This window comes from Flavobacterium sp. (assembly GCF_039916025.1).
Taxonomy (GTDB): Bacteria; Bacteroidota; Bacteroidia; order Flavobacteriales; family Flavobacteriaceae; genus Flavobacterium.
In genome coordinates this window covers 1-23,347 of sequence record NZ_JBDSMB010000082.1, presented here as the reverse complement: position 1 = coordinate 23,347, position 23,347 = coordinate 1, and the positions used below count along the sequence as shown (strand labels likewise).

At 36.5% G+C, this 23,347-nt stretch carries 13 protein-coding genes and 1 pseudogene; 7 read left to right on the top strand and 7 right to left on the bottom strand.

The genetic code is table 11. From position 1 onward, the window contains the following. Positions 1-53: 53 nt before the first annotated feature. The gene (locus tag ABIQ27_RS05210) at positions 54-8,360 is read right to left on the bottom strand and encodes a PKD-like domain-containing protein (RefSeq protein ID WP_348032709.1); all 8,307 of its coding nucleotides are present in this window, start codon (positions 8,358-8,360) and stop codon (positions 54-56) included. 321 nt (positions 8,361-8,681) lie between these two features. On the opposite strand from ABIQ27_RS05210, the gene ABIQ27_RS05205 reads away from it, so the two are divergent. Further along, complete coding sequence (locus ABIQ27_RS05205; protein WP_348032707.1) at positions 8,682-9,380, top strand: tetratricopeptide repeat protein; 699 nt, start codon at positions 8,682-8,684, stop codon at positions 9,378-9,380. A gap of 2 nt (positions 9,381-9,382) precedes the next feature. After that, the gene (locus tag ABIQ27_RS05200) at positions 9,383-10,738 is read left to right on the top strand and encodes a Mur ligase family protein (RefSeq protein ID WP_348032705.1); all 1,356 of its coding nucleotides are present in this window, start codon (positions 9,383-9,385) and stop codon (positions 10,736-10,738) included. On the opposite strand, the gene ABIQ27_RS05195 is transcribed toward ABIQ27_RS05200, so the two are convergent. After that, the gene (locus ABIQ27_RS05195; RefSeq protein WP_348032703.1) at positions 10,731-11,345 is read right to left on the bottom strand and encodes a DUF1287 domain-containing protein; all 615 of its coding nucleotides are present in this window, start codon (positions 11,343-11,345) and stop codon (positions 10,731-10,733) included. The genes ABIQ27_RS05200 and ABIQ27_RS05195 overlap by 8 nt on opposite strands. Before the next feature lie 52 nt (positions 11,346-11,397). Here ABIQ27_RS05195 and radC point away from each other — a divergent pair, with 52 nt between their 5' ends. From radC to ABIQ27_RS05180, 3 genes are read left to right on the top strand one after another with little or no spacing between them, the layout of a single operon-like run. Beyond that, a complete protein-coding gene (radC, locus tag ABIQ27_RS05190) occupies positions 11,398-12,087 on the top strand; it encodes a DNA repair protein RadC (RefSeq protein WP_348032701.1) in 690 nt (229 codons plus the stop codon). 1 nt (position 12,088) lies between these two features. Continuing rightward, complete coding sequence (locus tag ABIQ27_RS05185; protein WP_348032699.1) at positions 12,089-12,772, top strand: YjjG family noncanonical pyrimidine nucleotidase; 684 nt, start codon at positions 12,089-12,091, stop codon at positions 12,770-12,772. Beyond that, positions 12,769-13,509 carry a hypothetical protein gene (locus ABIQ27_RS05180; protein ID WP_348032697.1) on the top strand — a complete coding sequence of 247 codons (741 nt, stop codon included), beginning with the start codon at positions 12,769-12,771 and terminating at the stop codon, positions 13,507-13,509. The genes ABIQ27_RS05185 and ABIQ27_RS05180 overlap by 4 nt, the downstream gene beginning before the upstream one ends. Here ABIQ27_RS05180 and ABIQ27_RS05175 read toward each other — a convergent pair. Continuing rightward, a complete protein-coding gene (locus tag ABIQ27_RS05175) occupies positions 13,506-14,783 on the bottom strand; it encodes a replication-associated recombination protein A (protein WP_348032695.1) in 1,278 nt (425 codons plus the stop codon). The genes ABIQ27_RS05180 and ABIQ27_RS05175 overlap by 4 nt on opposite strands. A 226-nt stretch (positions 14,784-15,009) precedes the next feature. On the opposite strand from ABIQ27_RS05175, the gene ABIQ27_RS05170 reads away from it, so the two are divergent. Continuing rightward, the gene (locus ABIQ27_RS05170) at positions 15,010-15,753 is read left to right on the top strand and encodes a rhomboid family intramembrane serine protease (RefSeq protein WP_348032693.1); all 744 of its coding nucleotides are present in this window, start codon (positions 15,010-15,012) and stop codon (positions 15,751-15,753) included. Here ABIQ27_RS05170 and rlmB read toward each other — a convergent pair whose 3' ends face one another. The 4 genes from rlmB to ABIQ27_RS05150 all read right to left on the bottom strand — a co-directional run bounded on the left by rlmB (position 15,754) and on the right by ABIQ27_RS05150 (position 23,059). After that, positions 15,754-16,488 (bottom strand): 23S rRNA (guanosine(2251)-2'-O)-methyltransferase RlmB, encoded by a 735-nt coding sequence (gene rlmB, locus ABIQ27_RS05165; RefSeq protein WP_348032691.1) that lies wholly within the window; start codon positions 16,486-16,488, stop codon positions 15,754-15,756. A gap of 71 nt (positions 16,489-16,559) precedes the next feature. Beyond that, entirely contained in the window at positions 16,560-18,017 is a 1,458-nt protein-coding gene (locus ABIQ27_RS05160; RefSeq protein WP_348032689.1) for a SusD/RagB family nutrient-binding outer membrane lipoprotein, read from the bottom strand. A gap of 3 nt (positions 18,018-18,020) precedes the next feature. Next, positions 18,021-21,296, bottom strand: a complete 3,276-nt coding sequence (locus ABIQ27_RS05155) for a SusC/RagA family TonB-linked outer membrane protein (RefSeq protein ID WP_348032687.1) — start codon at positions 21,294-21,296, stop codon at positions 18,021-18,023. 95 nt (positions 21,297-21,391) lie between these two features. Beyond that, a complete protein-coding gene (locus ABIQ27_RS05150) occupies positions 21,392-23,059 on the bottom strand; it encodes a hypothetical protein (RefSeq protein ID WP_348032685.1) in 1,668 nt (555 codons plus the stop codon). A gap of 183 nt (positions 23,060-23,242) precedes the next feature. Here ABIQ27_RS05150 and ABIQ27_RS05145 point away from each other — a divergent pair. Next, positions 23,243-23,347: pseudogene (locus ABIQ27_RS05145) on the top strand (30S ribosomal protein S12); the annotation flags it as partial.

Sequence of the window (23,347 nt, the reverse complement as noted above, 5' to 3'; positions counted from 1 at the left end):
CGATTTATTTCGAAACGGATTATATTATTTTAGTTTTTAGGATTAAAAACTCATTAATGGATCAACTTTTTGGTGATTACAACATCGTTGTCTAAAGTGATTTTTGCAATATAAATGCCATTAGGATAATTGAATGCATCTGTAAATTGCTTTTTAAATTCTGTCAAAGAATAGTTATTTATAAGTTTTCCTGTGATGTCATAAAGCCTGATTTCTTTAATAAGTTCACTTGATTCAATTCTGATTACATGATTAGATATCGTAGCAAAAGTGTTTATTTCACTAGGGTTATTTGTCCCTAAACTACTTCCGGTGAAGCGAAGTGAAAAACGGTCATTATAAATACCAATTGGTAATGAAATGGCAAAATCACCATTTTTGATATCATAATCAATTCCTGTTTCAGCATCATGAATGTATAATTGAGTATCATCAGAAATATTTTCCAGCGTATCTACTTTGATTGTGCATACACCTGCAGTTGAAGTTTTTAAGCCAAGAGGTAATATCTGATCCAGGTTAAAATTTGAAACCGCCTGAATAGTCAATTTGGCATCGATTGTTTTCCAATACAAATCTGCTGCATTTTCATCAATTATCGGAGCATCATAACCAACATCAAAATAACTGGTGGTATTTTCATCAACGCCTACTAAAATCTGTCTATATATATTGGAAGGCGATTGGTACAACAATCTGATTTTTTGTCTGGTGTCAATAGTGTCATTTACTGTTTGATTTTGGTTATTTGATTTAAAGAAAACAGAGTTACTAACCGATTCTATCTTGAAAGCCCGCTGACTGTTTTTAAAGTTTATAGTTCCACCGGTAACTGGCGTACTCAAACCAGGATTGTTTCCGGTTAATTCTGCATTTGAACCAGTACCTACAAAAAATCCTTGTGCTACCGGAATATATCTTTTTGGCACTTTTGTACCCATAGAACCATCAGCATTTATCAATGGATCACTTGAAATAGCTACAACACCACCCATTAATGTATAGCTGGAATAACCACCAATATATTCGTTTAAAATATGAGTTTGTCCTCCAAAATGATCCCAAAAATATAACGCTCCATTAAAAATATTTGTAGCAGCTCTTCCGGCACCATCTTTTATATTGTCTTTGATAAATTCGTCAGCATCTAAGGCACATGGATAAGGATTTCCAACTAAATAGCTTTGATTTAAAGCAATAGACAAAGGTATTATCCCATTATTTGGTTTGCCAACAAAAACATAATTCTGCGGAGCGGTAAATGGAGCAATTCCGGTAACACCTTTCATAGTAAAACCTTCGGCGGAATTTATGGTTCCTGTACTTGAAACAGCCTGCCATCCTGCGTAAACTGTGCTTATACTTGTGTATTTAAATAACCATCTGTTACTAATTTTAACAGGAGTTGTTATGGCGCCATCGGCAAAATAAGCTCCGTCACCAAATGTTATTGCACTTGGACTAAACGAATTTGTAGCCGAGTCAGTACCATCTCTTAAAACACCACTTAGAGAATAACTTGTGCCATTTGTTGTAACGGGTGAAGTCCAGTAGTTGTAATGGTAACTACTTCTGTTACCTTGTTGGTCAATTAAAATTTTTCCTGTTCCGGAAGAAGGATTTGCTGCTGTTCCATTTTGAACAAGCTGCGCTTCTCCGACTAATCGCAAATCACCACTTAACAATGATAAGCTATTAGCCACTGTTAATTGAAATCCATCAACAACACTAACACCTTTAGCACTATTTGAATTGTTTAAGGTTAAATTATAAAAAGTTTCATTCGTTTTAATACTTAAATTAACAGTTTGAACCTGGTTTAAAGTCGAACTATTGAATGTAACTGTTCCTTGTCCGGGTGTAAAAGTGCCGCTGTTTTTCCAATCCCGGCTCACATACAAATTAGAGTTGGTTGCCATAGTCAATGTGGCGCCAGTTGCAATTAGTACATCTTGTGCGCGGGCAATGTTGCTATACAATGCTGCAAAACCAGATGTAGAAGGATCAATTAATGGCATTCTTACCGCTCCGGTAGGAATTTGTGCATTTACAGTAGCGGATGGCAATCCACCTGCCCAGTTTTTACAGTCAAACCAATCGGTGCTTACTAAACCTGTCCATAATCCTACTGTTCCGTTTAAAACTGTTACTACTGCGGAACCAGTTAAATCTTGTGGTTTAGCTGTACATTTTGAGTCGCTCAAAGCAGTGATTGTATAGGTTCTATTAACGGTCATCCCTGTTACATTGAAAACGAAAGGATTGGTATTAACATTATTTACAGTTGTTGTGGTTATGCCGTTACTATAGGTTACACTCCATGGAGCAACTCCGGTCAAAGCCACACTAAAGGTTGCTGTTCCGCCATTACAAATAGTTTGTGACGGACCGATATTCGCTGTTGGTCTTTGATTTACAGTAACCGTGATATAAGTGGTTCCTTCAGGCCCGAAACTGGTACATCCATTCAAATGTGAAGTAATAGCATACGTTGTTGTTACAATTGGGGATACTACGGCAGTGGCTGTTGTGCTTATTATTAAGCCTGTTGAAGAATCTACCCATTCTGTTGTTAAATTTGATGGGGCATCCGGGATTAAAATATTGTCAATAGCCCAGGAACTATTAGCATTTCCATTATATACAAATCGAATTCTTAAATTTGCCTGTCCAAGATAATTACTCAAATCTATACTTTGAAGTGGAAAAGCAGTGTAAGGAGTTCTTGTGCTTGGACCAGAATACTGAGCTAAAACTATGGTGTAGGTTGCACCACCATCAAGTGATAATTGTACAGATACGGAAGCACCAGCCTGAAGATTAAACGCATGGTTGAAATTTAAACTAGCTGATGGTAATCCAAAAGTATTGAATATTGGAGTTTGCATTACTGAGTTAAAATTACCACTCGCAATAGCAAATTTCCCAGAAGAAGTATAATTAATACCAGCATAAGTTCCACCATTGGTTGCACTCAGTCTAAAAGGTCCATCGGATGTATTACTTCCTCCGGCATTTAAACAATTCCCACAACCATCAACTACCCAGTTATCAGGATTAGCATTACTAAATGTTCCACCTTCTGCAAGATAGGCACTAGTAGCAAATCCACTTTCAGAGAATAGGTTGGAAGAGTCGCCAACACAAATAGTTTGAGGTGTCGCAGTTACAGGTGTAGGCTTGATGTTAGGAATAACATTTACCCTTGTTACTAACGAATAAGCTAAACTACAGGCAGCTCCATTTTGTATTACAGCTCTGAAAAGAGTTGATTGCGTAATGTTGGTATAAGTATAACTTGCAGTTGTATTTGCAATCGGAAGCCATGTAACACCACCGTCAGTAGTGTATTCCCAACCAACCACATTGCCAACATGATCACTTAAATAAACGGTTCCGGTAGCGAAATGACATTCTGTAATGGTTCTAACAACTGGAGTTACTCCAGGTAGTGAACTTGAAGCGGTGCCTCCAACAGAAGATACGTTAACAATAACAGCTGCAGTAATCGGACTTCCAACACAACCATTTGAAGTAGGTGTGAAAGTATAAATAACGGATTGTGCAGTGGTTGTATTGTTAATTAAAATTTGCGAAAACGAAAATGAATTTCCAGCAGCAATTACTGCTGATGTTCCACTAGCAGTTCCCGAAACATTAGTTGTATTGTCTCTCGTCCAGGTATAAGTTGCAGCAAGATTATTTGTATTGCTAACAACTATTGGAGAAAATGTAATCGCAGAGCATACTGTTTGAGTTGTTGGATTAACAGCCGTTATAGGGGTTGGATTAACAGTTACAGTTAATGTAAAAGTAGCACCACTACAACTTCCTGATAATGGCGTAATAGTATATGTTGCAGTTTGGACAGTAGTTGTCGGATTTGTTAATGTTTGAATTATAGAATTTTGATTAGTACCAATTGTAGCACCTGTAATTCCTCCGGTAACCGATGGAAGTCCCCATGAGTATAATGTTCCTGATGGGATTATATTTCCACTTCCATTTGCTGGTGTAATAGTAAAAGTTCCATTGGTACATATAGTTGTTACAGCATTTTGAATGCTTGGTTTTGGAGTAACTGTAACAGTAAGCGTGAAACTAGAACCTGAACATGATGGAGAGATTCCGGATGCTGGAGTTACAGTATAAGTAGCTGTTTGATTTGTATTTGTTGGGTTGCTTAATGTGCCAGTTATTGCAGTTTGTCCACTCAAACCTGCACCACCAGTCACTCCACCGGTTACACTTGGTGCTGACCATGAATATACTGTATTTGCAGGTACCATAGTGGCTGCATTTGGAATTCCGTCAACCGGAGTAAAACTAAATCCACTTTGACTGCAAGTGCTTAGACTCTGAACCGGAATTACAGCTTTTGGACTTACAACTACAGTTGAGGTAATTGTGTTACCAACACAACCATTTGAAGTAGGTGTGAAAGTAAAGATAACAGACTGTGAAGTAGTTGTATTGTTGGTTAAAATTTGCGAAAGCGAAAACGAATTTCCGACAGCAATTACTGCCGATGATCCACTTGTAGTTCCTGAAACGTTAGTTGTATTATCTCTGCTCCAGATGTAAGATGTTGCGAGGTTATTAGTATTGCTGACAGCTATTGGAGAAAATGTAATCGCAGAGCATACTGTTTGAGTTGTTGGATTAACAGCTGTTACCGGATTAGGATTAACAGTTACAGTTAATGTAAAAGTAGCACCACTACAACTTCCTGATAATGGCGTAATAGTATAGGTTGCAGTTTGGACTGTAGTTGTCGGATTTGTTAATGTTTGAATTATAGAATTTTGATTACTGCCAATCGTTGCGCCTGTAATTCCTCCGGTAACCGATGGAAGTCCCCAGGAATATAATGTTCCTGAAGGAATTAAATTCCCGCTCCCATTTGCTGGAGTAATTGTAAAAGTCCCATCAGTACAAATAGTTGTTACAGCGTTTTGAATGCTTGGTTTTGGAGTAACTGTAACTGTAACAGTAAAACTTGAACCCGGACATGATGGAGAAATTCCGGAAGTAGGCGTAACAGTATAGGTAGCTGTTTGATTTGTATTTGTTGGGTTGCTTAATGTGCCAGTTATAGCAGTTTGTCCACTCAAACCTGCACCACCAGTCATTCCGCCAGTTACACTTGGTGCTGACCATGAATATACTGTATTTGCCGGAACTATAGTAGCAGCATTTGGAATTCCGTCAACCGGAGTCAAGCTAAATCCACTTTGACTGCAGGTGCTTAGGCTTTGTGCCGGAATTACAGCTTTAGGATTAATAACCAAAGCAGCATTATTCGAAGTGTCTGTGCCAACACAACCATTGCTTACAACACAATTGTAATCAGTTGCTGCATCGCTTATTGTTGCAGGATTAATAGTCAAGGTTGGGCTTGTTGCACCAGAAATATTTCCACCATTGCTTAATAATGTTGCTCCTTTATACCATTGATAAACTAAACTTCCTCCAGAACCAGTTATTGAAAAACTAACAGTTCCATTTGGACAAACAGTCTGAGTTGTCAAGGGTTGTCCGGTTACAGTTGGACTTTGATTTACATTTAAATTAGAATTAGAAGAAGAAACTGCACTACATGGATTTGTGCCGCTCACTAAACAATGATAATTGGTGGCAGCGTCACCACTAACCAGTGGAGAAATACTCAAACTGTCAGTTGTAGCACCAGAAATTGCACCACCATCAGTTAAGACAGTTGCGCCTTTGTACCATTGATATGTCAATCCAGCACCTGTAGCAGCAACACTAATTGTTGCCGTATCTCCTGTACATAATGTTTGTGTAGCAAGTGGTTGTGCTGTTATGGTAATCTTTTGAATTACAATTAATTCAGCATTTATTGAAGTAGCTGTTGAGGCGCAGGTTCCGCCCACAACACAATAGTAATTTGCAGATGTATCGGTTAAAGAAACCGGATTTATAACAAGAGTTGCACTAGTTGCACCAGAAATAGCACCGCCATTATTTAAAGAAATAGCACCGTTATACCATTGATAGGTTAATCCAGTCGCTATAGCACTTATGGAAATACTCACCGAATTACCTTCACAAACAGTTTGTAAAGTTTGAGGTTGTGTGGTTATGGAAGCACTTTGGTTTACATTTAATATAGAATTAGTCGAAGCAATAACACTACATGGACTTGTTCCGCTAACAACGCAATAGTAATTTGCTGCAGCATCGCCAATAACTAAAGATGAAATAGTCAAAGTATCTGTCGTTGCTCCAGAAATTGAACCACCATCTGCTAAAGAACCCGCGCCTTTGTACCATTGATAAGTAATTCCGGCACCTGTTGCAGCTAGAGTAAAGGTTGCAGTGTCTCCGGTACATAAAGTTTGTGTAGCAATAGGCTGAGAAGTAATAGAAATTTTTTCAATTACGATTAACGCAGCATTTGCTGAAGTTGCTGAAGGAGAACATGTACCGCTTACAACACAATTATAATTTGTTGATGCATCAGTTAAAGAAACAGGATTTATGGTAAGTGTGGCTGTATTTGCACCAGAAACGGAACCACCATTACCTAAAGAAGTAGCGCCATTATACCATTGATACGTCAATCCTGCACCAGTAGCATTTACAGAAAAACTAACAGAACTTCCGGAACAAATAGTTTGCGTAGCAGTTGGATCTGAACTTATAGCTGGTAATGCTAATACATTCACAGTATTAGTTGTTTTGCTGCAAGTGGTAGTTGAATCTGTATAAGTAAATGTCACACTTCCAACAGCAATACCAGTTACTAAACCAGTATTGTCGACTGTTGCTTTATTATCATCACTGCTAGTCCATGTTCCACCTGAATTTGGTGTTAATTGTATTGTGCTTCCAATGCATACATTAGCTGGAGATGAAACAACAGGAAGTGAATTGACAGTAACAGTTGTATTTATAGAATTAGTACATCCATTTCCATTTGTATAAGTATAAGTAATAAGCGAAGTTCCGGCAGAAAGCCCTGAAACCACACCACTTGAATTTATTGTGGCCACACCAGTAGAAGCACTATTCCAAGTACCACCAGGAGTTGAGTTTGATAATGTTGTAGTTGAGCCTATACAAACGGAGGTTGTTCCTGTAATAGCACTTAAAACAGGTAACGGATTAACTGCAACAGCAACTGAAGCGCAAGTAGTCGTATTACAAGTTCCATTATATCTAACAAAATATGTAGTATTTCCAGATGGAGATACAGTAATACTGTTGCCTGTCCCAGCTGATGTTCCTCCACAAGAGCCGCTAAACCATTCGGCAATAGCGCCAGTTCCAGCAGTTCCTCCGTTCAAAGTCAAGGTAGTTGATCCACCGATACAAATCGAAGGAGTTCCTGTGATGCTTGTTGGAGCAACAGAAAGTGCATTTACCGTCAGAGTTCTCGTAGCAGTTCTTGTCGTGCAACTTCCGCTGGCAAGAGTGTAGGTCATCGTTACAGGGCCGCCTGCAGTAACCGTTGTTATTACACCAGTTGAAGAATTTATTGTAGCGATTCCGGTATTACTGCTTGACCAACTGCCTCCTAAAACAGTTGAACTAAATGTTGATGTATTACCTAAGCAAATAGTTTGAGTACCAGATAAGGTTCCGGCATTTATAGGACAGGTATATGTAATTTTAATTTGGCCTTGTGCTCCAGTACCACCAGTACTTGAACAACCACAACTACCACCTCCAACAGTCGATCCGCTTCCTCCTCCGCCAGCTATAGTTCCAGGATTTCCATTTATAATTGAATTACTTCCAGCAGCTCCAACAGACAATCCGCCTGCTCCACCACCATTTCCACCAGCACCTCCAGCAGAACCAAGTGAAGCTGTTCCAGCTGATGTGGATCCTCCGGCAATTATTGAAGTTCCAATACTTCCGGTAGTAACTGCAGTTCTTGCAGCTCCATTTCCAACTAATCCTCCTAATCCTCCATTTGCAAACAATGTTCCCGAAGTATTAAACCAAGTTCCTTGTCCGTTAGTACCATTTGCTGCTGAAGTTCCTGAAGTTGATGGAGCTATAAATAAGTTGTATATAGTTCCAGATGTAACTCCCGAAAATGTAGTACTTACATAAGTACCACCAGTTCCACCAGAACCGCCTTTGTCTTTACCTGTTGCACCGCCGCCAGATCCACCAGCACCCCATGCTTCGACAGTTATAGATCCAGATACACCTGGAGGAACTGTCCAAGTACTGGCTCCCGTTGTGGTAATTGTTATTGTGGTTTGAGCAATCGAAATATTTCCGAGGAAAAGTGTGAGCGTAGCTAGAAGTAGGATATATTTTTTATCAAAAAATAATTCTAGTACAAATTCTGTTTTTTTACATAAGTAGTTTTTCTTCATAGGGCCATGAATTTTAAACTCTATTAATATTAATACTAAATTATGCTAGGTTTGCTCTAGCAGATAATTTTTCGGACACACTACTTTAAAAGTCGTTAAAATGCATTTTTTAACATTTATTTTTTAACATATTGAATCTAACATTCTGTTTTTCAATATTATGTGAGTTTTGGAAAAAAGCATTTCAACGAACGAAATGGTACTTTCATGGATAATTTGAAATTAAAAACGGATTAAGATTTCGTTCAATCTTAACAAATACTATTTAAAAAAGTAGGGATTAATAACTTATATTTGTTTCCTTGAATTCTTTTTCCAATTATGAAAATTCTTGTCACATTTTTGCTTTTTTTGCCCATGCTGCTCTTCTCTCAAACTAATTTTGAGAAAGCAGAAAAGCTATTTAAACAGGAAAAATATACTACGGCAAAACCTATCTTCGAAAGCATTTATAAGGAAAATCCAAATCAGTTAAAAACTATCGAGTATCTCGGTGATATTGCCAGCAACGCAAAAGATTGGGACAAAGCGGCTTTTTATTATGAAAAGCTAAAAACGTTAAAACCCAATGAAGCCGATTATTACTTCAAGTATGGAGGAGCTTTGGGAATGAAAGCACAAACTGGCGGAAAATGGGTTGCTATCGGACTGATTGGAGATATTAGGGAATCGTTTGAAAAAGCACTGATTCTTAACCCAAATCATATAGAAGCGCGTTGGGCTTTGATTGAATATTATCTTCAATTACCGGCAATTGTTGGCGGCAGCGAAAAAAAAGCACAACGATACTCGAATGAATTATTTAAAATTTCACCTGTTGATGGTTATCTTTCCAAAGCACACATTGATGAATATTTTAAACGATATAAAAGTGCCGAAAAAAACTATATAAAAGCAATCGGAATTGGTGGCTCAAAAAACACTTATCACAGATTAGCCGAATTATATAGAGAAAAATTAAATCAACCCGAAAAGGCAATACAGGTTTTACAAGCATATCAGGAAAAAAACAAATCATAAACATGCGTACACATTTCATAGCCATTGGCGGCGCAGCCATGCACAATCTTGCTTTAGCATTACACAATAAAGGATATCAGGTTACCGGAAGCGACGATGCCATATTTGAACCTTCCAAATCGCGTTTGGAAAAGAAAGGATTATTGCCAGTCGAATTTGGTTGGTTTCCCGAAAAAATAACTTCCGATATCGAAGCTATCATTCTCGGAATGCACGCAAAAGCTGATAATCCTGAATTGTTGAAAGCGCAGGAATTAGGTTTGAAAATTTATTCATATCCCGAATTTCTATACGAACAATCTAAAAACAAAACCCGCGTTGTCATTGGTGGTTCACACGGAAAAACTACCATAACTTCAATGATTTTACATGTGATGCATTACCATAATATTGAAGTCGATTATATGGTTGGCGCCCAATTGGAAGGTTTTGATACGATGGTGCATTTAACACATGAAAACGATTTTATTGTTTTGGAAGGCGATGAATATTTATCATCTCCAATTGACAGAAGACCAAAGTTTCATTTATACCAACCTAACATTGCTTTGCTTTCGGGGATTGCGTGGGATCATATCAATGTATTTCCGACGTTTGAAAACTACGTTGAACAATTTGAAATCTTTGTTAACCAAATCACTAAAGGTGGAATTTTGGTGTATAACGAAGAAGATGAAACCGTAAAAAAAGTAGCCGAAGAAACGACTAATACGATCAGAAGATTACCTTATTCAACACCAAGCTATTCGGTAGAAGACGGAACAACATTATTAGATACACCCGAAGGCCCAATGCCAATTGAGGTTTTTGGTGCACACAATCTGAACAATCTGGCTGGTGCCAAATGGATTTGCCAAAGCATGGGTGTAGATGAAGCCGATTTCTATCAGGCGATTGCCAGTTTCAAAGGCGCGTCCAAACGTTTGGAAAAAATTGCAGAAGGAAATGGCAAAGTGGCGTATAAAGATTTTGCACATTCACCAAGCAAAGTTTCAGCAACGACAAAAGCCGTAAAAGCACAATATCCCAACAGAAAACTAGTAGCTTGTTTAGAATTACATACATATAGCAGTTTGAATGCCGAATTCCTTAAAGAATATGAAGGTGCCCTTGATGCCGCAGATGTAGCGGTTGTTTTCTATTCTCCGGATGCTGTTAAGATTAAGCAATTGGAAGAAGTGAGTTATGACCAGATTGCACAATCATTCAAGCGCGACGATTTGATTATTTATACCAATCCAACAGAATTTAAGGATTTCCTTTTTAATTACGACTTGAATAATTCCGCTTTGCTTTTAATGAGTTCAGGCAATTATGGCGGACTCAATTTTGATGAGGTGAAAGAGTTGATTAGTTAGTGTACTTAAAATGCCCAACAATTTTCCAGTCAAATAAACAGTCTTCTAGAACCTGACCGTTTCCAACATTATGAACAATCATCAGTCGCTTTCCGTCTGGTGATTTTTTATTGGTGACAATGCCAATATGCGGATATTTATTGCCAATTATCCACGTGACCAATTCGCCCGTTTTGTAATCATCAGCATCAGCAGTGACAGAAAGTTTTTTTCCTTTTCTGCCAAAAAAAACCTCTAGATTCGGAACTCTTCTGTGGTCAATATTGGTGTCGGTCTTATGCAATCCCCATTTTTTAACATTGGGATATAATGAAAAGTTCTTGAGCATATCTTCATGGACTTCTTTTTGCAAATCGATGCCTAATTTTCGATAACTACGAATAATAACATCAGTGCAAACGCCTTTATCTTTTGGAACATCACCATTTGGATATTTTATCGCAAAATAAGTAGGGTCATAATCAATAGTTGGGTCAATGATAGAAATTGCAGCATTGGAAAGTTTTTCTTCAAATGAATTTGGTTTTAACGAAGTTACAGTTTCAATTTCTTTTTGACCACAAGTAAAAAATGTAAGTAAAGTGAGGAAAAAGTATACCATTTTCATAATTATTAGTTTTAAATTTATAACGGAAAAATCTTAATTTTAGTATATTGCTTTGGAACAAAATTTCTCCATAAAGAATTGGGCAGAAGATGATAAGCCACGCGAAAAGCTAATGCTGAAAGGAAAAGCCTCTTTAAGTGATGCCGAATTGGTTGCTATTCTCATTAGTTCAGGAAGCAGGAATGAAAGCGCAGTTGGTTTGAGCAAACGAATTTTATCAAGTGTCGATAATAATCTGAATGCGTTAGGGAAATTATCGCTGAAGCAATTAATGGGATTCAAAGGAATAGGCGAGGCGAAAGCTGTTTCCATCGCAGCCGCTTTAGAATTGGGAAGACGACGCAGAGCAGAACAAACTGTCGAACTGCAAAAAATAACATCGAGCAAAGCCGTTTTCGAAATCATGCAACCCATAATTGGAGAATTGCCACATGAAGAATTTTGGGTTTTGTATCTCAACAATTCCAATAAAGTCATCTACAAATCACAATTGTCAAAAGGCGGAATCACAGGAACGGTTGTCGATGTGAGATTAATTTTCAAAACTGCTTTGGAACAAGGCGCAATTTCCATAATTTTGACGCACAATCATCCTTCGGGCAAACTTCAGGCTAGTGATGCCGATAAGGATATTACCAAAAAACTAAAAGCGGCCGGTGAACAATTAGATATCAAAGTTCTCGACCATATTATAATTACCGAAACTGGCTATTTCAGTTTTCAGGACGAAGGCATTTTTTAAAATGAAAAACATAACAGACATTTTCTTCGATTTAGATCACACGCTTTGGGATTTTGATAAAAATTCTATTTTGGCATTTGATAAAATCTTTGCAGAACATTATCCAACTATTGATACCAATGTGTTTATTGAAATTTATGCACCGATAAATCAGGCGTGTTGGAAGTTGTACCAGGTTGATAAAATTACGCATCAGGAATTGCGTTATAATCGCCTGCGACAATCATTTGATGCTTTGAACTATACAATTTCTGATGACGAAATCAATAAAATTTCACATGATTATATTGAGTTCTTACCCGATAATAATCAGTTATTTGAAGGCGCAATTGAAGTTTTGGAATATCTAACTCCAAAGTATAATCTGCACATCATTACTAATGGTTTTGCTGAGGTTCAGGGAAAGAAAATCAATAATTCGGGTTTAGCAAATTATTTCAAAACCATTACCAATTCGGAAATGGCAGGCATGAAAAAGCCACATGCTACAATATTCGAATATGCACTATCTTTGGCTAATGTCAAAAAAGAAAATGCACTCATGATTGGCGATTGTATAGATGCTGATGTACGAGGTGCTATTGATTTTGGAATGAAAGCCATCTTGTTTGATGAAAAAGGGATTTATGCTGATGAAGGATTACATACTATAAATCGTTTATTGGAATTAAAAAAAATATTATGAAAAAAATTGCATTGTTGTTTATTTTAATCTCGGGTTATGCATTTTCGCAAAGCGTTAATGACTATCAATACGTGATTGTTCCTGTAAAGTTTGATTTTTTAAAAAAAGATGACCAATACAGACTGAATACATTAACCAAATTATTGCTGGAGAAATATGGTTTTAAAGCGTATTTAAGCAATGAAGAAATTCCATTAAATTTAGAGAGTCAACGATGTAGTTTTTTATATGCCAATGTTATCGATGATAGCGGCATGCTGATTACTAAAACAAAAATAGTTTTGAAAGACTGCAGAGAAAAGGTGCTTTTCGAAACTCAATTTGGTAGCAGTCGCGAGAAAGAATATCCCGCAGCTTACAACCAGGCGTTACGCGAAGCCGGAAAATCGTTTGATAAACTAAATTATCAATATGTTGCGAAAAGTGAGACTCCTTCTAAAGTAATAGAGGCAAAAACAGAAAACACCAATCTTAAAAAATCAGTTGAGGCAACTCAGATTTCTCAACTGTATCTAGAACCACTTTTTGCTAAACCATACGGGGAAAATGGATATCAATTGTTAACGAATAATACGAATGTACCAACGTATGTTATGACAATTTATAAAACATCATCGCCAGATTGTTATCTTGTCAATAATGGCGTTTTGCTTCGAAAAACTGATGGTTGGCATTTGGAATATTATAAAGAAGATAAATTAGTTTCCGAATTGATATCTATTGTAAATTTAAATTAATATCCATATTTATCTTTCCAGCGATTCTTTAAAAAGTTACGCAATTCGTTTTCACGGGCATTGTTTCCTGGTTTGTAGAACGCTGTGTTTTTGATTTCATCAGGTAAATATTCCTGCGCCGAAAAATTGTTTTCATAGCTGTGGGAATATTGATATTCTTCACCATAACCCAATTCTTTCATCAACTTGGTAGGCGCATTTCGCAAATGGATTGGCACCGATAAATCGCCGGTTTGCTTTACCATTTGCTGTGCTTCGCCGATAGCCATATAACTAGCATTGCTTTTAGCAGAAGTGGCCAAATAAACCGCACACTGACTCAGGATAATTCTGCTTTCGGGATAACCGATTGTTGAAACTGCCTGAAACGTATTGTTCGCCATAATAAAAGCAGTTGGATTGGCATTGCCAATATCTTCGCTGGATAAAATCAGCATTCTGCGTGCAATGAATTTTACATCTTCGCCGCCTTCAATCATTCGCGCTAACCAATACACAGCACCATTTGGATCGCTTCCGCGAATGGATTTTATAAAAGCCGAAACAATATCATAATGCTGTTCTCCGGTTTTATCATAAAGCACGGTGTTTTTTTGCACCAACTGCATAACCTTATCGTTTGTAATCACAATTTGACCTTCAGGGCTAGCGTTCACGACAAGTTCAAAAATATTTAATAGCTTTCTTCCATCGCCTCCCGAAAGTCGGAGTAAAGCTTCGGTTTCTTTTAGCTTTATTTTTTTGGAGGCCATCAAAGTATCCTGCGTCATGGCACGGTTTAGCAACGCCAATAAATCTTCTTTAGAAAATGGATTTAATATATAAACCTGACAACGTGACAAAAGTGCGGGAATAACTTCAAAACTTGGATTTTCGGTAGTGGCTCCAATCAGCGTTATCCAGCCTTTTTCGACAGCCGCCAAAAGAGAATCCTGTTGTGATTTGCTAAAGCGGTGAATCTCATCAATAAACAGAATTGGATTTTTTGCAGTGAATAATCCGCCACTTAATTTGGCTTTCTCAATCACATCGCGTATGTCTTTTACACCGCTATTGATTGCACTTAGCTCATAAAACGGACGATTGCTTTGTTTGGCAATAATCTGTGCTAAAGTTGTCTTTCCGGTTCCTGGTGAGCCCCAAAATATCATTGACGGAATTATGCCACGGGCAATTTGCTGGGTCAATGAACCATTTTCACCAACAAGGTGAAGCTGGCTGATATAATCCTGTAATTGTTTTGGCCTGATGCGTTCGGCAAGTGGTGCTTCCATTCTAATTTAAAAATGAGGTAATTTGGAAATTTTAAAATGCGCTAATGAATTTTGATATAGTTTAAATTCAAAAAAAGCACTCTACAAATTTAATTATATTAAGATGTTTTTATAATAATTTTCAAATTATCTCATTTTCAAATTTTCAAATTGATATGACAAAATAGCATTAAAAAATAATTGGTAGTATTTTTGACAATAGCAAAAAACAATTTTAGCTCTGGCAATGAACGATTACCATCATTTTAAGTTTACACCTTCCGTTTGGTTAGTGCCTGCATTGCTGCTTATTTTGATGTGGTTTGTTTTTTTTCTGGAAAATAGTTTCAATGTAGATTTGACTTCACACGGAATTCTACCAAGAACAGTTTCAGGTTTGCAGGGCATAATTTTCAGCCCGTTTCTTCATGGTAATCTGAATCATATTGCGAATAATTCTATTCCGCTTTTCATACTTACGACAGCCCTGATTTATTTCTACAGAGATGTTTCACTTAAAGTTATGCTGTATGGCATTTTACTTTCCGGATTGATAACCTGGATAATTGGCAGAGACTCTTTTCACATTGGTGCCAGTAGTTTAATTTATGTTTTGGTTTCCTTTATTTTTTTCAAAGGAATGATGACACAATATTATCGATTAATGGCTTTGTCGTTAACAGTTGTGATGATTTATGGCGGATTGATTTGGTATGTATTCCCAGAAGTCGATAAACAGATTTCCTGGGAAGGACATTTGGCTGGTTTGATGACAGGTTTCTTTTTTGCTGTCCGATTTAAAACACCCGATTATAAAAAAGCGATACAATACAATTGGGAAAAACCCGATTTCAATCCGGAAGAAGATATGTTTATGAAACACTTTGATGAAAATGGGAATTTCGTCAATACACCCGAATCTGAAGCTGAAATTCAGGAAGAGAATAGTGTGAAATATATTTATGAGTTCAGGGAAACTCCCAAAGAATAATTACTGTCTCTGACGAACGGCTTCATAAAGAAACGCTCCACAAGCTACTGAAACATTTAGTGAGCCGATAGTTCCAAACATAGGTAGTTTTGCTTTTTCATCAACGATTTTAAGCACTGACGGATTAATTCCTCGGTCTTCACTTCCCATGATAATGGCTACGGGCTCGTTTAGCGAAATATCGTAAATATTTTGGTCTGTTTTTTCGGTGGCAGCTACGGTTTTTATACCGCTTCCCTGAAGGTGGAAAATAGCATCCTTGATATGTTCTACTTTGCAGATTGGCACATTAAATACAGCTCCGGCAGAAGTTTTCACAGTATCACCATTAACAGGTGCAGAACCTGCCTTTTGAACAATGATTCCATCAACACCTGTACATTCAGCAGTTCTGATGATTGCGCCAAAATTTCGGGCATCACTTAATTGGTCAAGTATTAAAAACAATGGTGTTTTCCCGGATTCCAGGACTTTTTCAATCAAGGTTTCCAAATCATGAAAAGCAATAGGAGAGATGGTTGCTACTGCACCCTGATGATTATTAGAAGTTAACCGGTTTAATTTTTCAACAGGAACATAGGAGAAATTGATGCTTTTTTGTTTCATCACTTTCATAAGTTCCTTCATTAAATCACCTTGTGTGTCTGATTGAATAAATACTTTATCAATAGCTGCACCCGATTGAATTCCCTCTATAATTGCTCTGATTCCGAAGATTTGATGTTCTTTTTCCATGGCGCAAAGATATAAAAAAACCATCTCGTTTTTGGAACGAGATGGTTTTAGATTTATAAAACATTCTAAGATTAATTAACGTCCCAGAATAGTCTTGTTGTTAGAGTATTTCCTCCAATTGCTATAGAAGCAGCTTCTACATTTGTTGCATTTAGAGTTTCTTCTCTTGAAGGATAAGTTAAACGTGTTGGAACTTCAGTTTCGGAAGCATCAGCAGGCGCTACTAAAACTGGATAATCCAATCTTCTCCAAGATATCCATGCTTCTAAGCCTCTGTTATAAAGAGCAAGATAAGCCTGCTCTCCAATTTTTTGTTGCCATGGACCTGTTGCTGTTGCATAAGTTACAGATGGGTTCGCTAAATAAGTTGCAATGTCTCCACCTGAAACACCCCAATATTGCAATGATGCAGTAACTGCAGAGGTATAATGACCTGCAGCAGTACCACCTACGGCAATACCTCTTTCAACAGCTTCCGCTAATAAAAACTCTGTTTCAGCGGCATCAAATATTGTACCTTCAAATGATGGATTCACTAGCATGGTGCCAATATGTGAATAATTGGCAAAGGTATTACCATCTCCAGGAGTACCACCTACATAACCACCACCAAACTGAGTGAAATATACAGCTCTTCTTGGGTCATTCAAACCATTCATTTGATCTATAATAGTACTGGTTGGAACAAAGTCATCCCTTCCGGTAGATATTACATCAACATAAACAGGATTTGTGTTTGGTTTTGCTGATAAGTAAGTAAGGCTGGCGTTATCGCTATTGCTTAAAATTACACCATCAGTTACAGCGGCTATAGCCTGAGTTGAAGCATAGGTGTGATCGATGTCGTCTAAATTGATAGCCATTCTCAAACGCAAAGAGTTAGCAAATTTTTGCCATTGCGCAGTGTCTCCACCATAAATCAAATCTTGTGATCCGAAACTTCCAAAACTAGTGTCTAATCCATGAGAAGCAGTAGTTAATTTCGCGATTAGATCTTTATAAATAGTTTCTCCATCATCATAAGCAGGAAGTGGGTGAGCTATTGGATCTAATGCTTCAGTATAAGGAACATCACCAAAAGTGTCAACTAATACAGAATAGGCATAAGCAGACATGATATCAATAATATGACCTTTATTTACTCTTTCTGCTTCTTTAGTTGCGATTTCATCAGCAGTACCTGTATAGACTTCAGCGGCCAAAACTGGTCTCGCTTCTTTCAAATCTCTTAATACATCTCTGTAGATTGCTTGCCAGTGGTTATCCGGAATTGTTCTTGTAGTAACATCATAGTTACTTTCATCAACGTATACCGTTTCTGTCCATTGTTGCATAAACAACCTGAAGACATTAAGATTTACACTGGTACTGACCATTTGGTCAACCATATTTTTCTGAGCGTTTGTAAACAAAAAGTCGGCAGGAACCGCTGTAGGGTTTACAGTATCCTCATTAAGATCTGTTATGTCGTCTGTGCAAGAAGAAAATATTCCAGCAAAGACAAACAGTAATAAAAATATCTTTTTCATAAATTAAAATTTAAGCGTTAAATTACATCCAATGTTTCTTGTAGTTGGTAATGATCCAACTGAATAACCAGATGATAGATTACCTGAACCTAAACCACTTTCCGGGTCAGCATCTGGTAAGTTCTTTTTAATTATCCATAAGTTAGTTCCAACTAAACTGAATTTCATGTTATCTATGTGCAGATTGTCTATCCATTTTTTTGGTAAATTATATGAAATGGCAACCTCTCTTAGTTTAATGTATGATGCATCATAAACAAAAGCTCTGTTAGGTTGTCTTCTATATCCAAAACTATTTCCGTAATATTCTGGTCCCGGAGCTCTGGTTTCGTTAGGAGTACCATCTGCGTGAACACCCGGAAGAATTATACCTCCTGAATCAGCTCCACCTGTAACAGGATTTCTGATTGGGTTTCCAAGGTCATTAAGTCCCGCAGTTTCATCAGGTAAACCAGTTGCCAAACCATAAGATCTGTCTAAAGAGAAAATATCTCCACCTTGTTGCATGTCAATTAAGAAACTGAAAGCAAAATCTTTGTAAGTGAATTTATTTCTAACACCACCAGTCCAGTCAGGATTGATATCTCCAATGTTATTATTAGAGCTGTTGTTTAATACATATCTACCATTTGCTCCAACGATACGTTGACCATTTAGATAAGTAAAATCAGAACCTTTAATAATTCCGTAAGGTTGACCAACAGTTGCATTAATAGAAACACCACCCTGGAAGCTACCTAATTGTAAGTTATCAATACCGTCAGCTAATGAAACAACTTCGTTTCTGTTTCTTGCCCAGTTAACATTAATATCCCATTGGAAGTTTGCTGTTTTAATAGGTGTAGCGTTTAATTGCAATTCAATACCTTTATTTTCGATAGAACCTGCATTAACATATCTTGAAGTAATACCTGTTGCTTCAGAATATGGAACACGGTAGATTTGATCCTCACTCAAAGAACGATAGTAACTAAAATCAAATCCTAATCTTCTGTCAAACATCTGCATTTCTAAACCAGCCTCATAACTTGATGTTACAGTTGGTCTCAAATTTGGATTGTTTTTGATTGAATTCACAGAGAATAAACCATTTCCGTTAAAGGCAGGGAATTTAGCATAAGTGTCAGCCAAAGCCTGATCAGGCGCACCGTTACCTACTTCAGCCCAGTTTAATCTAACTTTACCAAAAGACAACCATTTTTGTTTAATCAAGTTTGAGAATACTAAACTTCCTGAAATTGAAGGATAAGTTACAACATTATCATTTTCAGGTAATGAAGAATAAGCATCACGTCTAACTGTACCATCTATGAATAAAAAGTCATCAAAGCCAAAAGAAACCTGACCATAGTAACTGTTAATTCCGCTTTTTGGACGTAATTCATACGGGTCATTAATTGGCTGTTGTGAGTTTAATAAACTATACACACCAGGTACAATAAGTCCTCCATTTGTTGAAGCAAATAAGATGTTTTGGTTTATTCTGTTAATAGTACCACCTAATAAACCTGTGAAACTAACTTTGTCCCAATTTTTTTTGAAATTGAACATTAAGTCATAATTGTTTTCACGGTAGTTTTTTTCAAATCTTTGGTATCCAGAAGTTTCATCCTGTCTTACAAGGTCAGCATTTGGAACACCAAATTCTGCTGAAATAGATCCAATAGATCTTCTTTCTTCCTGTGTTTCAAAGTAAGTATCAGTCGAAACTCTAGCTGTTGCTGATAACCAATTGTTTACTTTATAATCAAACTTAGCATAACCTAAGAATCTGTCTCTGCTATCATTTTGATAGTTTTTATATCGTTGGTAATATGGGTTATCCCAATATGCCGGTGATAAATCTGTTGGAGACTTGATATTCCAGGTAACGTTTTGTCCACCTGATGCATTATAAACATCATGTAAGTCTTTAATGTCAACATTTGTCTGCCACCATTGACGGAAGTTAGACATAATGTTATCATTATAACCCGTTGAGTTTCTACCAACAGCCTTTTGAGTGGTATAATTAGCAAAAGTAGAAATTGTAAACCTGTCCGTTAGGTTGTGGTTTAATTTGATGCTAAAATTATTTTTGTTGATTTCACTATTTGGTAAAAGTCCAGTTTGTTTTAAATTACTGTAGTTAAATACAAAATTAGATTTTTCATTACCATCTTCTAAAGAGATACTGTTGTTTAAAGAAAGAGGAGTTTCAAAAAATGTAATTGGACCATTTTTTGCCGCTCTCCATTCTGTTTTCTGACCAAAATTTGGTGAATACGGAGTGAAAGCATCCCATTGATAAACTAATTGTCCTTCAAATGGTGCTCCAAAAGAAGCATCTTCAGTAAATGGAACTAAATAATCAATATTTCCATCACCATCAATGTCATCTTCGTTGAAATAAGCATCTGCGTTTGGCCCGTAATACAATCCGTATCCAGCACCATATTTATTTTGGTATTTGATAAAAGTACTTTTGTCAATACTTCCTACTACTGCTTCAGTAGAGAAAGTAACTCCTAAACCTTTTTTACCAGCTTTGCCTTTTTTAGTAGTAATCAACAAAACACCATTACCAGCCTGATATCCGTATAAAGCACTCGCAGCAGCACCTTTAAGTATGTTTACAGATTCTATATCTTCTGGGTTAACGTCAGTAGCAGTGTTACCATAGTCGAAAGTGGTTCCTCGACCTGTAGCCTGCGCTCTTGAATTGGTATTTGAGTTGTTTACAGGAACACCATCAATTACTACCAGCATTTGATTGTTACCAGTCAAACTTTTAACCCCTCTTGATACAAGGTTAGTAGAACCACCAAAGTTGTTGTTTCTTCTAACCTGAACACCGGCAACTTTACCGGACAGATCGTTTAAAAAGTTTCCTCCAGCTGTGCCGGATTTTAAATCAGCGCCTTTAACTTCCTGAGTGGCATATCCAAGAGATTTTTTTTCTCTTTTAATACCCAATGCAGTTACAACTACACCTTCAAGTTCGACAGCATCTTCTGCCATCTTTACATTAATTGTTGTTGATGAAGCCACAATTTCTTGGGATTTCATTCCAACAAAATTAAAGACAAGTGTTTGTGTTGGGGTTGCATTAACGGAATATTTTCCATCAATGTCGGTTTGAGTACCCAACGTAGTTCCTTTTACAAGAACATTTACTCCAGGGACTGGTAAACCACTGTTATCAGAGACAACACCGGTAACAATCCTTTCTTGTGCAAAAGAGATTTGCACCAACAACGCTATGAAAAGCGTCAAGAATCCATTTAACTTTGTTTTCATTTTATAATTTGGTTATAATTAGTGTTTCAAAATTCTTAAAAAATTCTTAAAAAACCTAATTAAAAGTGGTTTTTTAGTGTTAAAGTTTCAATTAATTAAAAAACAGCTTTAAAGCTTATGTGCACAATGGAATTGGATAGTTTTATGGGTTGATTATTGGTGCTTCCATTGGCGTAAACGAGATTGAAAAGTCCATTTTTTGATAATATCCCAAAACCGAATCCAAAACCGAAAAGATTTTGATTGCTTTCTGAAGTTTTGTCCTGAAGATATCCATAGTCGATAATCGAATGAACATAAAGGTTCGAAGTAAGTATATATCGGTATTCCGACAGTATGGAGCTAAACAAATTTCCCTGTAAACTATTTTCATTAAAACCCCGAATGGAATTTATTCCGCCAAATCGCTGTAACTCATTTACGATATAGCTGCCGCTTTGAAGATAAAAATTTTGAGATTTGATGTTTACAACGTTTTTCTGATTCAGATAGATATTGTGTTTTACAAACAAACTTCCAAAAAACTGAGTGTCAGAAATCAGTTTGGTGTCTCTTTTACCGGTGCCGAATTTTAAATCAAAAGAAGTTTTCTCAGGAAAAAGAAAATCGTCATTTTTGAAATCGACATATTCTAATGCCGTTGTGAAATAAGAATTTTCAAAATCGCTCAGGCTTGAAGAATTCACATTCTGTATATCGCTCGATTCGGTCGATTGATAGCCAAGATACAGTCGGGTGTTGTAATTAAAATAGTAACCAAGGTTTATAGCTGTTTTTGTATTTTGAAAAGTGCTGTCTTGTTTGAAAATGTTTAATTCTGCTTTTAGGCCCAATGGGCTTTTAAAAATGTAGGGCAGCTCAACACCAAGATTAAATGTTTTTTGGTCCTGACCGTCGCTTTTCCAGTATAGGGATAATTTTTCTCCTGAATTTAAAACATTGTTTAAAACCAAATCAAGATAACCACTAAAAACAACTTTCTTGGTTTCGTCATTGGTGAAGCCAACATAACCATCAAAAGTGTTTGGTTTTGTTTTTTCTAAATAAACATAAATTTTTGTGGAATCTTTTGTAAAGAGAATTTCGGGATATTTGCTTTGCTTAACAAACCGGAACTTTTCAAAATCATTGTAAAGCTTGTCTAGATTTTTTTGATTAAAAACTTTGTTCCGATATAAACGGATGATATTTTTTTTATGCCCTTCTGGAAATTTATCATAACCGTTGATGACAATATCGTTTACCTGTCTTTTTATTTCGGTTGTAATTGACAGTTCTGCAGTCAGAAAGTCTTTTGATTTTTGAATATTGACAAGCTTTACTTTTGCCATCGAAAAACCATTAGTTTCCAATTTCTTTAAAGTGGCATTTAAAAAGCTTTCAGTTTCTTCGTAAGGAAGCGTTAGTGTATCGTTTTTCACATTGTAATTTCCAGCGATATTTTCCTGTGATTTTACACCTATATATATGCGCGCATAATTTATTTTTTTTCCAAGGCTGTATTTGAAGAAAAAAGCAGAATCATTTTGCTTGAAATTTTCCGCAAGCTGATTTTCCAAATATCCTTTTTTGATAAGCCTTTCATAAAACAAATTATTTTCGTCCATGATTGATTTGGCATTTTTGTGTTTCATAACATAGCCAATACTGTCGATAATTTTCGTTTCTTTTTCGGTTTGCCCGATAATTTTAAGATAGAATTGTTGAGCAGAAATGTTTCCGCTGACGATAATTATCAAAAAAAAGAGAAAAATCTTTTTCAAAAGCTTTAAATGTTTGCTTCAAAATAACGCAAAAAATCTGTTTTTATTGTTGTTAATCTTAGCGAATAACAATTTGTTTGAAAATTAATTAATTACGATTTGTTTCATTGAAAATAATTACTACATTTGCAACCCCTAAAAAAGCGGGAATTTAATAAATAAAAGAAAAATTAGTATTTAATTATGCCAACAATTCAACAATTAGTAAGAACAGGAAGAACTCAGATCACTAAGAAGAGTAAATCGGTTGCTTTAGATTCTTGTCCTCAAAGAAGAGGTGTTTGTACG